The 13,473-nt window shown below is 60.8% G+C and carries 11 protein-coding genes; 6 read left to right on the plus strand and 5 right to left on the minus strand.

Features of this window, described 5'->3' with window-relative positions; translation table 11 throughout:
• Positions 1 to 191: 191 nt before the first annotated feature.
• From J3P81_RS23560 to J3P81_RS23570, 3 genes are all read right to left on the minus strand, one after another.
• A complete protein-coding gene (locus J3P81_RS23560) occupies positions 192 to 1,736 on the minus strand; it encodes a phosphoenolpyruvate carboxykinase (protein ID WP_420766430.1) in 1,545 nt (514 codons plus the stop codon).
• Between the two features lie 178 nt (positions 1,737 to 1,914).
• The gene (gene hslO, locus J3P81_RS23565) at positions 1,915 to 2,817 is read right to left on the minus strand and encodes an Hsp33 family molecular chaperone HslO (protein ID WP_434561204.1); all 903 of its coding nucleotides are present in this window, start codon (positions 2,815 to 2,817) and stop codon (positions 1,915 to 1,917) included.
• Between the two features lie 241 nt (positions 2,818 to 3,058).
• The gene (locus tag J3P81_RS23570) at positions 3,059 to 3,463 is read right to left on the minus strand and encodes an RNA-binding S4 domain-containing protein (protein ID WP_420766432.1); all 405 of its coding nucleotides are present in this window, start codon (positions 3,461 to 3,463) and stop codon (positions 3,059 to 3,061) included.
• A 295-nt stretch (positions 3,464 to 3,758) separates the two neighbouring features.
• Between J3P81_RS23570 and J3P81_RS23575 the strand changes: the two genes are divergently transcribed.
• Both J3P81_RS23575 and rimK read left to right on the plus strand, forming a co-directional pair.
• On the plus strand, positions 3,759 to 4,181 hold the full coding sequence (locus tag J3P81_RS23575) for an ATP-dependent zinc protease family protein (RefSeq protein WP_230633425.1): 423 nt from the start codon (positions 3,759 to 3,761) through the stop codon (positions 4,179 to 4,181).
• A complete protein-coding gene (gene rimK, locus J3P81_RS23580; RefSeq protein ID WP_215003541.1) occupies positions 4,178 to 5,083 on the plus strand; it encodes a 30S ribosomal protein S6--L-glutamate ligase in 906 nt (301 codons plus the stop codon). The genes J3P81_RS23575 and rimK overlap by 4 nt, the downstream gene beginning before the upstream one ends.
• A gap of 130 nt (positions 5,084 to 5,213) precedes the next feature.
• Here the strand turns inward: rimK and J3P81_RS23585 are convergent, their stop codons facing one another.
• A complete protein-coding gene (locus tag J3P81_RS23585) occupies positions 5,214 to 6,527 on the minus strand; it encodes an ATP-binding protein (RefSeq protein WP_039592640.1) in 1,314 nt (437 codons plus the stop codon).
• A gap of 111 nt (positions 6,528 to 6,638) precedes the next feature.
• Positions 6,639 to 7,379 carry an osmolarity response regulator transcription factor OmpR gene (gene ompR, locus J3P81_RS23590; RefSeq protein ID WP_003196691.1) on the minus strand — a complete coding sequence of 247 codons (741 nt, stop codon included), beginning with the start codon at positions 7,377 to 7,379 and terminating at the stop codon, positions 6,639 to 6,641.
• A gap of 356 nt (positions 7,380 to 7,735) precedes the next feature.
• Here ompR and J3P81_RS23595 point away from each other — a divergent pair, with 356 nt between their 5' ends.
• The 4 genes from J3P81_RS23595 to tauA all read left to right on the plus strand — a co-directional run bounded on the left by J3P81_RS23595 (position 7,736) and on the right by tauA (position 13,457).
• Entirely contained in the window at positions 7,736 to 10,060 is a 2,325-nt protein-coding gene (locus tag J3P81_RS23595) for a Tex family protein (protein WP_434561206.1), read from the plus strand.
• Positions 10,060 to 10,443, plus strand: a complete 384-nt coding sequence (locus tag J3P81_RS23600; protein WP_434561208.1) for a PaaI family thioesterase — start codon at positions 10,060 to 10,062, stop codon at positions 10,441 to 10,443. Before J3P81_RS23595 ends, J3P81_RS23600 begins: the two co-directional genes overlap by 1 nt.
• 269 nt (positions 10,444 to 10,712) lie before the next feature.
• On the plus strand, positions 10,713 to 12,296 hold the full coding sequence (gene gshA / locus J3P81_RS23605; protein WP_434561210.1) for a glutamate--cysteine ligase: 1,584 nt from the start codon (positions 10,713 to 10,715) through the stop codon (positions 12,294 to 12,296).
• 183 nt (positions 12,297 to 12,479) lie between these two features.
• Positions 12,480 to 13,457 (plus strand): taurine ABC transporter substrate-binding protein, encoded by a 978-nt coding sequence (tauA, locus tag J3P81_RS23610; protein WP_434561212.1) that lies wholly within the window; start codon positions 12,480 to 12,482, stop codon positions 13,455 to 13,457.
• Positions 13,458 to 13,473 lie beyond the last annotated feature (16 nt).

A 13,473-nucleotide genomic window follows, 5' to 3' on the forward strand; every position in this document is an offset into this window, starting at 1 on the left:
GGCGCGGCGAACCTTACCGAGTAAGCAAGGAAGTGATCACCAGACGGTTCCGAGACTGACGTGAGACTTTTCTTTTTGTTGGGATACGATTTCGCCCTCTACTTTCCAGGGATAAACAGGCGCTGGAAGAAAAATAGTCACCCACAAAAAAGCCGCCCTTAAAGGGCGGCTTTCTCATGTATCGGCAAGCCCTACAGCTGTGGACCTGCCGCCTTGATCGCGTCGCTCACTTCGAACTTCTTGAAGTTTTCGATGAACAGACCGGCCAATGCCTTGGCCGCTTCGTCGTAGGCAGCCTTGTCGGCCCAGGTGTTGCGTGGGTTCAACAGGCCAGTCTCGACGCCTGGGACGGCCAGCGGCACGTCCAGGTTGATGATGTCCAGGTGTTCGGTTTCAGCACCGATCAGCGCGCCGCTCTGGATCGCTGCGATCACCGCACGGGTGGTCGGGATGTTGAAGCGCTTGCCGACGCCGTAGCCGCCGCCGGTCCAGCCGGTGTTGACCAGGTAGACCTTGGAGCCGAAACCACGGATGCGCTTGATCAGCAGCTCAGCGTATTCACCGGCTGGACGCGGGAAGAACGGCGCGCCGAAGCAGGTGGAGAAAGTCGACTTGATGCCGCTGCCCGAACCCATTTCGGTCGAGCCCACCAGTGCGGTGTAGCCGGACAGGAAGTGGTAGGCGGCTTGTTCTTCGCTGAGGATCGACACAGGTGGCAGTACGCCGGTCAGGTCGCAGGTCAGGAAGATCACGGCGTTTGGCTCGCCACCGAGGTTTTTCGGTGCGCGTTTTTCGATCAGCTCACGCGGGTAGGCGGCGCGGCTGTTCTGGGTCAGGCTGTCGTCGGCATAGTCGGCTTTCTTGGTGACCGGGTCCAGGACCACGTTTTCCAGTACGGCGCCGTGCTGGATGGCTTTCCAGATGACCGGCTCGTTCTTCTCGGACAGGTCGATGCACTTGGCATAGCAACCGCCTTCGATGTTGAAGACCACGCCCACGCCCCAACCGTGCTCGTCGTCACCGATCAGGTAGCGGCTTTCATCGGCGGACAGGGTGGTCTTGCCAGTGCCCGACAGGCCGAAGAACAGGGTCACGTCGCCCTCTTCGCCCATGTTCGCGGCGCAGTGCATCGGCAGCACGTCGGCGGCCGGCAGCAGGAAGTTCTGTACGGAGAACAGGGCTTTCTTCATCTCGCCGGCGTAGCGCATGCCAGCAATCAGCACTTTCTTGGCCGCGAAGTTGATGATCACGGTACCGTCGGAGTTGGTGCCGTCGCGCTCAGGCTCGCAGACGAAGTTCGGCGCGTTGAGGATCTGCCATTCGTCCTTGCCGCCGGCGTTGTATTGCTCGGGGTTGATGAACAGGCAGCGGCCGAACAGGTTGTGCCAGGCAGTCTCGGTGGTCATCTTGACCGGCAGGTAGTGCGCAGGATCGGAACCTACATGCACGTGGGAGACAAAACGCTCGCGCTCGCCCAGGTAGGCTGCGACGCGGTTCCACAAGGCATCGAACTTGTCAGCCGGGAACTTGCGGTTGATCGGGCCCCAGGCAATGGCGTGCTGGGTGGTTGGCTCTTCCACAATGAAACGGTCCACTGGCGAACGACCGGTACGATGACCGGTACGTACAACCAGCGCGCCAGTATCGGCAAGCTCGCCTTCACCGCGATTCAGGGCTTCTTTAACCAGATCATCGACACTCAGATCGGTGTACACGGCGTTATTGGCTTGCGTCATGAGATTCCCCGTCGGCCCGTGGCCGAGTGCTCCAAACGTTTTGTAGTAGGAAGTCGCGCACTACTACCCGAAAAAAGTGGGCCGGATTATGCCAGAAAAGCCCAAAAAGAGTAGGGCCCTCCCGTCAGTACGGCGTAAATCCGGCGTTTGCCAGGAGATTTACCTGCGCTGAACCGATTTAGTGACGAGTATCTGACGGTGTGTCGACACCCGCACCGGCGAACAATTGGGCGATGTCCGCGGCATCGAACAGGTAGCGCTCATTGCAAAACTGGCAATCGATTTCGATGGCGCCGCCATGCTCGATCACCAATTGCTGCGCATCTTCCAGACCCAGACTGACCAACGCATTGCCGGAACGTTCACGGGAGCAACTGCATTTGAAGCGTAACGGCTGGCCTTCGAACAGGCGAACCTGTTCTTCGTGGTAGAGGCGATGCAGGATGGTTTCGTTGTCCAGGCTCAGCAGCTCATCGGCGCTCAAGGTGCTGGCGAGAGCGGTGACGTGTTGCCAGCTGGCATCACGTTCTTCCGAATCACGAATGCGGTCGGCCGGCAATTGCTGCAACAGCAGGCCACGGGCACGCCGCCCGTCGGCGTACAGCCAGAAGCGTGTGTTGGTCTGCTGGGACATGACGAAGTAGTTGGTGAAGCACTCGGCCAGCGTTGCGCCGTCGAGATCGACAATGCCTTGGTAGCGCTTGCCATGGCTCGGGTCGACCGTCAGGGCCAAAACGCCATTGGGCATCAGGTCGGCGAGTGTCGCGTCGGGGGCGATCTGCTCGGCGTGATAACGGGCCAGGCCTCGGATCTCACGCTCGCTCGAACACTCGATCATCAGCAATGGCACCGGGCCTTCGGAGCGGGCCTGGAGAATCAACAAGCCATCGAATTTCAAGGTACCCACCAGCAGCGCCGCGGCGGCCATCAACTCGCCGAGCAACTGCGCGACCGGCTCCGGATAGGGGTGCTTGGCGAGGACTTCGGCGTAGCTACGCTCCAACGCTACCAGCTCGCCACGGGCGTCGCTGTCATCGAAGATGAAACGTTGGGTGTAGTCGGTATCCGGTAAATCAGTCATAGGAGTCTGGTTCTGAGGTGATGGCAATGGATGGCTGGCATTTTATGGGCATTCAGGATGGGTTCCAAGCAAGCCATGATTTTGCTTTGCGGGAAGACTGAGCATCTATCTGCATGTGCAGCGCTGTTGTGGCGAGGGCTTGCTCCCGCTCGGTTGCGTAGCGACCGCAAGATTCTGGGGCCGCTACGCAGCCCAGCGGGAACAAGCTCCCTCGCCACGGGTTACCGGTGTGGCCGATGCTTTACTCGCTGTTGCTACCATGGAACTTGAACAGGTCTCGCCGTTGTTTCTTGCTGGGCTTGCCATCGGTGCTCACACCCAGGGCACCAGCCTTGCGTTGGGCGGCTGCCGCTTCGCGCTTGGCGACGCTGGCTTCGGTCTCGCGGTATAGCGTTTGAGCCTGCGGCGCGCCGCGACGCACGATGGACAAAGCTTCGACGACCACCGTTTTTTCGTCGAAGCCTGTTCGAATGACGTATTCATCACCGATACGTGGCTCTTTGCCAGGCTTGCATCGTTCGCCCCGGTGATGGACCTTGCCGCTTTCAATGGCAGCCTTGGCCAAGGCACGGGTTTTATAGAATCGTGCCGCCCACAACCATTTATCGAGACGGACCTTGTCATCCTCTTCGCTTTTTTGTGCCACTTGGATTCCTCTTTCTAACCTATGGCTGGAACTGTACTACCGTTTTTGTCGGGCGCACGAATCCGTCCCGACGGATAGAATGCCCGCCGAACCGCCTGTCCGCATGGCATGCGTCGGCATCGGTTACACATGCAAACAAGTACGTAGATAACTGTCGTCATTTTGTGATTATTCTGCGTGAATACCGCGATTCGCGGGGCCCGCAATCCGATGCGCCAATTTCAGGTTGTTTTTATTGAAGACTTTCGACCATCTGACCGTTGTCGGTCTGCGCGAGTGGGTGGCGCTCCCTGATCTGGGAGTCGCCGGGCTACGGGCAAAAATCGACACCGGCGCCAGCACCTCGAGCCTGCACGCCACCGACATCGAGCCATTCGAGCGTGACGGCGAAAAATGGGTGCGCTTCACCGCGCACCTCGGCACCGTCGTGCAACTGCGCCATCGCCGCTGCGAAGCACCCTTGGTGGCGCGCAAGACCATCAAGAGCTCCAACGGCCACGCCCAGGTCCGCTATGTGATCAGCACCACGCTGGCGTTGGGCGATCGGTTCTGGCGGGTCGAATTCACCCTCGCCTGCCGCAAATCCATGCGTTATCGCCTGTTGCTGGGTTCCAAGGCCTTGATCGACGGCCAGTTGGTGGTCAATCCAGGCATCAAATACGTTCAAGACAAGCCGGCATTCCCGGTATCCACTACCTCTGCCACAGGTGTTGCATGAAGATCGCTGTGCTGTCGCGAAACCCGCGTCTGTATTCCACCCGCCGCCTGGTCGAGGCCGGGACCGAGCGTGGCCATGAAATGGTGGTGATCGATACCCTGCGCGCCTACATGAACATTGCCAGCCACAAACCGCAAATCCATTACCGCGGCAAGCCGCTGGAAGGCTTCGATGCGGTGATCCCGCGTATCGGCGCGTCGGTGACCTTCTACGGTTGCGCGGTATTGCGCCAGTTCGAAATGATGGGGGTGTATCCCCTCAATGAGTCCGTTGCGATTGCCCGCTCGCGAGACAAGCTGCGCTCGCTCCAACTGCTGTCTCGGCGTGGCATCGGCTTGCCCGTGACCGGCTTCGCCCACTCTCCAGATGACATTCCCGACCTGATCGCCATGGTCAATGGCGCGCCTCTGGTTATCAAGGTATTGGAGGGTACCCAGGGCATTGGCGTGGTGCTGTGCGAAACCGCAACGGCGGCGGAGTCGGTGATCGAAGCATTCATGGGCCTGAAGCAGAACATCATGGTCCAGGAATACATCAAGGAAGCCGGGGGCGCGGACATTCGTTGCTTCGTGGTCGGCGACAAAGTAATCGCGTCGATGAAGCGCCAGGCCAAGCCAGGGGAGTTTCGCTCCAACCTGCATCGCGGCGGCAGCGCAAGCCTGATCAAGATCACGCCGGAAGAGCGCATGACCGCCCTGCGGGCAGCCAAGGTCATGGGGCTGGCGGTGGCTGGCGTGGACATCCTGCGCTCCAATCACGGGCCGCTGGTGATGGAAGTCAACTCCTCGCCAGGCCTGGAAGGCATCGAGACCACCACCAGCAAGAACGTGGCAGGGATCATCATCGAGCACTTGGAAAAGAATGGCGGGCCGAACATGACCCGGACCAAGGGCAAGGGGTAATCCATTTATAAATTACTGTGGGAGCGAGCTTGCTCGCGATGACGGTGTGTCAGCCAACATAAATTTGGCTGAGCCACCGCATCGCGAGCAAGCTCGCTCCCACAGGTTTTGCGCCTTCCGAGCGATTCCGCTACACCGCATCCCGAGGCAACATCAAGCCCAACGGCAGCCGCACCCGCGCTTCCAGTCCGCCGCCCACGCGATTGCGCAGCTCGACGTTGCCGCCGTGCATCGAGGCGATGCGCTTGACGATCGCCAGGCCCAGTCCCGTGCCCTTTCCCCCCCGGGCGCGATCGCCTCGGGTGAACGGATTGAAAATGGCCTCCAATTCCGACGGATCGATGCCGGCGCCTCGGTCCATGACGCTCAGAACGACGTAGGGCGCGCTGGTATCGCCCGAAACGTAGGCGGCCACTTCCACACCGGTGCCTGCATGGTTCAGGGCGTTGCCGATCAGGTTGTTCAGCAGGCGCTTCATCGATACGCGACGTAGCGGGAACGGCTGGATCGGCTCCAGGCGCAGGTGGACCTTCTCTTCGTTCTGGTTATAGGGTGCAGCCACCTCCCGAACCAGGTCGCTGAGATCGACTTCTTCCACCGACTCATCACGACCGTCGCGAATGAATGCCAGGAACTGGTCAAGAATCGCGTCCATGTCTTCGATATCGCGGACCATTTCATCCGTCAGGTCGGTGTGCTCGCCCATCAACTCCAGCGATAACCGCAACCGGGTCAGGGGCGTGCGCAAGTCATGGGAGACCCCTGCAAGCATCAGCTCACGCTCGCGTCCGGCCTGCTCGACATCCTCGGCCATCTGGTTGAAGGCGCGGTACACCTCGGTCATCTCGCTGGGCGTATCGCTGATCGGCAACCGTACACTACGCCCTTGGCCCAATTGCCGGGCGGCGTACACGAGGCGTTTGAGCGGTTGGTTGAGCTGGCTGACGAAGATCCACGCCGAAGCCGTCGAAAGCAGGCCGATCGCCAGGAACCAGCCCAGTACGTTCCAGATCTTCTGGCCCCGCAATGGATGGGGGTACAGCGGAACCTTCAGCCAACCATCCCCAAGGCTTGGAGCGCGCACCCACAATGCCGGCGGCGAGTGCATGCGCAATCGCACCTCGGTGTCGGCGCCCAACTCGGCCTGCATCTGCCGCTGATAGATCTCGCTGTATGGCCAGTGCTGCTCGCCTTCCGGCACGCCGGCTCCGACCACCCGGATCAATGTTGCCGCCTCGGCAATCTTTGCTCGATTGGTTTCGTCGGCCGCCCAGTAGGCCCGCAATGTCAAGGCAACGCCGTGACTGTATTGGCGGTCCACCAGCACGTCTTCGTTCATCAGCAGGTAGACCAACGTCAGCGCCTTGGAAAAAAGCACGACGATGAGCACCAGCCAGAGGGTGCGGGAAAAGAAACTCTGGGGGAACCAAACGGGGGTTTTCATGAATAGCCGCTACACACTTGCAGGAGCGAGCGATGCTCGCACAATGACGGACCGCGAGTCGCCTGGAAAAGACTTCAATCAACCAGGCTTCCCGCTCCTACAAATCGCCGATCACTTGCTGGCGGCGCCATCCGGCACGAATACGTAGCCTACGCCCCAGACGGTCTGGATATAACGCGGCTTGGATGGATCGGGCTCGATCATCCGGCGCAAGCGGGAGATCTGCACGTCGATGGAACGCTCCAGCGCATCCCATTCCCGGCCACGGGCCAAATTCATCAGCTTGTCTCGGGTCAGCGGCTGGCGAGCGTTCATCACCAGGGCCTTGAGCACCGCGAACTCACCGGTGGTGAGCATGTGAACCTCGTCGCCGCGCTTGAGCTCGCGGGTGGCCAGCGACAGTTCATAGTCGCCGAAGGTGACGCTTTCGTCTTCGCTGCCCGGCGCGCCCGGCACCGGCGCCGACTGGCGACGCAAGACCGCCTTGACCCGCGCCATCAGCTCGTCCGGATTGAACGGCTTGGCCAGGTAATCGTCGGCGCCCAGTTCAAGGCCCTTGATACGGCTCAGCTCGTCGCCCTTGGCGGTCAGCATGATGATCGGGATCTGGTTGTTCGCGCCGCGCAGGCGACGACAGGCGGTCAAGCCATCTTCACCGGGCAGCATCAGGTCGAGGACGACGAGGTTGAAAACCTCACGGGCCAACAGACGGTCCATTTGCTCCGTGTTCGGTACAGTGCGGGCTCGGTAACCCTTGCTGACGAAAAAGCGCTCCAGCAGGCTGCTCAGCCCTGGATCGTCGTCAACAATCAGAATTTTTTCGCCTTCAGCAGTTTGTGCGGTGCTGCTCATAGGAAGCTCCTTTGATCTCGGCGCGCATTATGGCCTAGCTGCCGTTGTGCGTACCGTGTGCATTGTTAGCAGATTTTTCGCCTATCTCCAGCAATCCGCTGATCAAGCCCACGGGCGCGACGCACCCTAACGGTGGAACGCTGGTTATAATGCGCGGCCTTTGTGCCAGGACAGGGCCGGATCGTTACACCGGCGAAACACTTTTCCCCCCTGGCCAGGCAGCATTTTTTTGATTTCACGGGTCAACAGGCAGCCTTTTGACCCAGGCAGCGGCGCACGCCAGGCCGCTCAACCAGTCTCGCCGAGCCCGGCTTCTGCGGTGGCGAGCCTGATTTCACAATTTGTCAGGTGGTTTTATGGACAGCATCAACAGCCGCATCGCCGAGGAACTCGGCGTCCGCCCACAACAGGTCGAAGCGGCCGTCGCGCTACTCGATGAAGGCTCCACGGTCCCTTTCATCGCCCGTTACCGGAAAGAAGTGACAGGCAGCCTCGATGACACTCAATTGCGTCATCTGGAAGAGCGCCTGCGCTACCTGCGTGAACTCGACGAACGGCGCATCAGCATCCTGGCGAGCATCCAGGAGCAGGGCAAGCTGACCGCGCAACTCGAACGCGACATCAAGCTGGCCGACACCAAGACCCGCCTCGAAGACTTGTACCTGCCCTACAAGCAAAAGCGCCGCACCAAGGGCCAGATCGCCCTGGAAGCCGGCCTCGGCGAGCTGGCCGACGGCCTGTTCAACGACCCGACCCTCGCCCCGGAAACCGAAGCCGCGCGTTTTATCGATGCGGAAAAAGGCGTGGCGGACGTAAAGGCCGCGCTGGAAGGCGCCAAGTACATCCTCATGGAGCGTTTCGCCGAAGACGCCAACCTGCTGGAAAAGCTGCGTAACTTCCTCAAGCAGGAGGCGACCCTCAGTGCCCGCGTCATCGCCGGCAAAGAGGAGGAAGGCGCCAAGTTCCGCGACTACTTCGAGCACGACGAACCGCTCAAGAGCATGCCGTCCCACCGTGCCCTGGCGATTTTCCGTGGCCGCAACGAAGGCATTCTCAGCTCCGCGCTGAAGGTTGGCGAAGAACTGCCCGGCACCATGCATCCGTGCGAAGGCATGATCGCCCAGCAATTCGGCATCCAGAACCAGAACCGCGCCGCCGACAAATGGCTGGCCGAGGTGGTGCGCTGGACCTGGAAGGTCAAGCTCTATACCCACCTGGAAACCGACTTGCTCGGTGAGTTGCGCGATAACGCCGAGACCGAGGCGATCAACGTATTCGCCCACAACCTGCACGACCTGCTGTTGGCCGCGCCGGCCGGCCCCCGCGCCACCCTGGGCCTGGACCCGGGCCTGCGCACCGGTTGCAAGGTAGCGGTCGTCGATTCAACCGGTAAGTTGCTGGACCACGCCACGGTCTACCCGCACGTGCCGCACAACAAATGGGACCAGACCCTCGCGGTGCTCGCCGCCCTGTGCGCCAAGCATTCGGTGGACCTGATCGCTATCGGCAACGGCACCGCCAGCCGCGAGACCGACAAGCTGGCAGCGGAACTGATCAAGAAATACCCGGCCATGAAAATGACCAAGGTCATGGTCTCCGAAGCCGGTGCTTCTGTTTATTCGGCGTCGGAGCTGGCTTCAAAGGAATTCCCGGACCTGGACGTGTCGATCCGTGGCGCGGTGTCGATCGCCCGTCGCCTGCAGGACCCACTGGCGGAACTGGTGAAGATCGATCCGAAATCCATCGGTGTCGGTCAATACCAGCACGACGTGTCCCAACTGAAACTGGCCCGTGGCCTGGACGCCGTGGTGGAGGATTGCGTGAACGCCGTGGGAGTGGACGTGAACACCGCTTCGGTGGCACTGCTGGCGCGGATTTCCGGCCTGAACGCGACACTCGCGCAGAACATTGTCACCCACCGTGACGAACATGGCGCGTTCAAGACCCGCGCCGCGTTGAAGAAAGTCCCGCGCCTGGGTGAAAAAACCTTCGAACAAGCCGCCGGCTTCCTGCGCGTCATGAACGGCGACAACCCGCTCGACTCCTCGGCGGTCCACCCGGAAGCCTATCCGCTGGTCCAACGCATCGCCGCCCAGACCGACCGCGACATCCGCTCGCTGATCGGCGACGCCGCGTTCCTCAAGCGCCTGGACCCGAAGAAATTCACCGACGAAACCTTCGGCCTGCCCACCGTGACCGACATTCTGCAAGAGCTGGAGAAGCCGGGCCGCGACCCGCGTCCGGAATTCAAGACCGCCGAATTCCAAGAAGGCGTCGAAGACCTCAAGGACTTGCAACCGGGCATGATCCTCGAAGGCGTGGTCACCAACGTGACCAACTTCGGCGCGTTCGTTGATATCGGCGTGCACCAGGACGGCCTGGTACACATCTCGGCACTGTCGGAAAAATTCATCAAGGACCCGCGCGAAGCCGTGAAGGCCGGCGACGTGGTAAAAGTGAAGGTCATGGAAGTCGATATCCCGCGCAAACGCGTTGGCCTGTCGATGCGCATGAGTGACACGCCGGGTGAGAAGGTCGACGGTGCCCGCGGTGCTCGCCCAGGCGCCGCCCCACGCCAGTCGCAGAACACCGCGCCCCGCAAGGAAACCGCCACGGCGGCCCCGGCGAACAACGCCATGGCCTCGCTGTTCGCCAACGCCAAGCAATTGAAGAAACGCTGATGGACGCGCCAGCCGGGTTGGTGGAGAGCGCGTTTTTCAAGCTGCTCGGCTGCCGTTTGCACAGCCTTGGGGACGGGGTGGCGCAAGTCACCCTGGATCTGGCCCCCGAGTTGCGGAATCGCGGCGGCAAGCTGCACGGTGGCGCGCTGTTCAGCCTGGTGGACATCGCCATGGGCCTGGCCTGCTCCAGTGTCCATGGCTTCGACCAGCAGTCTGCGACCATCGAGTGCAAGATCAACTACATCCGCGCCGTGTCCGGCGGCGAGGTGTTGTGCACCGCCCGGGTCATCCACCCGGGCCGGCGCACATTGGTGGTCGAGGCCGATGTGATGCAAGGCGACAAGCTGGTCGCAAAAGCGCAAGGCACGTTCGCTGTCCTATAGCTCCTGGTCATCGATTTGAGTTAATTTCGACGCCACGAATGCGGTGTCGGGCTTTCCTGTGGGAGCGAGCTTGCTCGCGATGGCGATGGACCTGTCACATTTAGTTGACTGATATACCGCTATCGCGAGCAAGCTCGCTCCCACGAGGGACGGCGGCGATCTTCTTTGACCGTATGTAAACCAGGCGAAAACGCCAGTTTTAACTTCACCCTTGTAGACCGTCTTGCCCACCCCCATATTGGGGCGACTGACGCGTGAAGGAATTCAACTTGAGCGACCTTTTAAACCGCCGCCTGGCCCTGCTCGGCGAGCGCGCCAACCTCTCCCTGCTCGAGCAGTGCCTGCACGGTATCGAACGTGAATGCCTGCGTGTCACCGACAACGGGCGCCTGGCGCAGACGCCGCACCCGCAAGCCCTGGGCTCGGCGCTGACCAACGAACAGATCACCACCGACTATTCCGAGTCGCTGCTGGAATTCATCACCCCGGCCCTGGCCAACCCGGCTGATACCCTGCGCAGCCTCGACAGGATCCACCGATTTGTCTACAGCAAGCTCGCCGACGAATACCTGTGGAGCCCTTCGATGCCGTGTCCGCTGCCGGCTGAGGAGGAGATTCCGATCGCCTATTACGGCACCTCGAACATCGGTCGGCTCAAGTATGTCTATCGCAAGGGTCTGGCCCTGCGTTACGGCAAGACCATGCAATGCATCGCCGGGATCCACTACAACTTTTCCCTGCCGGAAAAGCTCTGGCCCCTGCTGCGCCAGGACGAAGCCAGCGATCTGAGCGACCGGGATTTCCAGTCGTCGGCCTATATCGCCCTGATCCGCAATTTCCGGCGCTACAGCTGGCTATTGATGTACCTGTTCGGCGCCTCGCCGGCCCTCGACGCCGGTTTCCTGCGTGGCCGACCGCATCAGCTGGAACAATTGGACCCGGACACCTTGTACCTGCCCTACGCCACCAGCCTGCGCATGAGCGACCTGGGTTACCAGAGCAACGCCCAGGCCGGCCTGACGCCTTGCTACAACGACCTGGCAAGCTACACCGATAGCCTGCGCAAGGCTGTGGCAACGCCGTATGCGCCGTATGTCGAGATTGGCACTCACCAGAACGGCGAATGGGTGCAACTTAACACCAACATCCTGCAGATCGAAAACGAGTACTACTCCAACATCCGCCCCAAGCGCGTGACCTACACCGGGGAGCGACCGATCCAGGCGCTGATGGCCCGTGGCATCCAGTACGTCGAAGTACGTTGCCTGGACATCAACCCGTTCTTGCCGATGGGCATCGACCTGACCGAATCGCGGTTCCTCGATGCGTTCCTCTTGTATTGCGGCCTCGACGACAGCCCGCAACTGGAAAACAACGAGTGCAGCAACGCCACCAGCAACTTCCTGACGGTGGTCAAGGAAGGCCGCAAGCCAGGCTTGCAATTGCAGCGCCAGGGTGAATCGGTGGACATGCAAGCCTGGGCCCTGGAATTACTGGACAAGATCGCCCCGCTGGCGGCACTGCTCGACCAAAGCCAAGGTGGTGATGACCACCGCCAGGCGCTGGACGCCCAACTGGCAAAAGTCCGCGACCCATCCCTCACGCCATCCGCCCGGGTACTGGCGGCCATGGCCGAACACAAGGAAAGCTTCGCCCAGTTCTCCCTGCGCCAGAGCAAGGCCCACGCCGAGTTTTTCCGCGCAGAGCCACTGTCGGCCGATGAAATAATTGCCTTCGAGGAAAATGCTCGGCGATCCCTGGTCCAGCAAACCGAGTTGGAGCAGAACGAAGTGGGTGATTTCGACGTGTTCGTGGGGTCGTACCAGGCGAGCATTCTAGCGATCAGTAACTGATTCGCCGCTGGCAAGAACACTCTGTGGCGAGGGAGCTTGCTTCCCTGCCACAGGGGTTTCGTGGCTTCTCGATAGACTTTTTCGCAGATAAGCTAATGCGAAAAAGTTATTTATTTTAGAGTTCTTAGATCATTTAGTCTCCTCCAACGCCGACTCTCCGGCGGCTTGTTGAGGAGCTTTACCATGTCTTTGAGTTTCCCCCTTTGCCTTCTCGCAGCCGCCTCCGTGGCCGCGGCGAGTTTTTTCGCTCAGGCAACCGACCTGACCGTCGCCTACCAGACCACCGTGGACCCGGCGAAAGTCGCCCAAGCCGATGGCGCATATGAAAAAGCCACCCAGGCCAAGATCGCCTGGCGCAAGTTCGACAACGGTGCCGATATCATCGCCGCCATCGCCTCGGGCGATGTGCAGATCGGCTACCTCGGCTCCAGCCCGCTGACCGCCGCGATCACTCGTAAGGTGCCAGTAGAAACATTCCTCATCGCGACGCAGATCGGCGCCGCCGAAGCCTTGGTGGCCCGTGACGGCTCCGGCATCAAGACCCCGCAAGACCTGATCGGCAAGAAGATCGCCGTGCCGTTTGTTTCCACCGGCCATTACAGCCTGCTCGCCGCGCTGAAACACTGGAATATCGACCCATCGAAAGTCACCGTGCTCAACCTCGCCCCACCGGCCATCATCGCGGCGTGGAAACGCGGCGACATCGACGCCACCTACGTCTGGGACCCAGCCCTGGGCGTGGCCAAGGAAAACGGCAAGGTGCTGATTACCTCTGCGGAACTGGCGCAATTTGGCGCACCGACCTTCGACGCATGGATCGTGCGCAAGGACTTCGCCCAGCAGCACCCTGAAATCGTCACGGCTTTCGCAAAAGTCACCCTGGATGCCTACGCCCAATACCGCAAGGACCCACAAGCCTGGCTGGCCGATGCGTCCAACATCGACAAGCTGGTGAAGCTATCCGGGGCCAAGGCCAGCGATATCCCGCTGTTGTTGCAAGGCAACGTATTCCCCCTGGCCGCAGACCAGGTGCTGAGCCTCGGCGCCCCAACCACCCAGGCGATAACCAACACCGCCGCGTTCCTCAAGGAGCAAGGCAAGGTCGAAGCCGTACTGCCGGATTACGCACCGTACGTCAGCGCCAAATACATCACTCGCTGATCAAAAAGGAGACACC

This window comes from Pseudomonas sp. R1-6 (assembly GCF_051132115.1).
Classification (GTDB): domain Bacteria; phylum Pseudomonadota; class Gammaproteobacteria; order Pseudomonadales; family Pseudomonadaceae; genus Aquipseudomonas.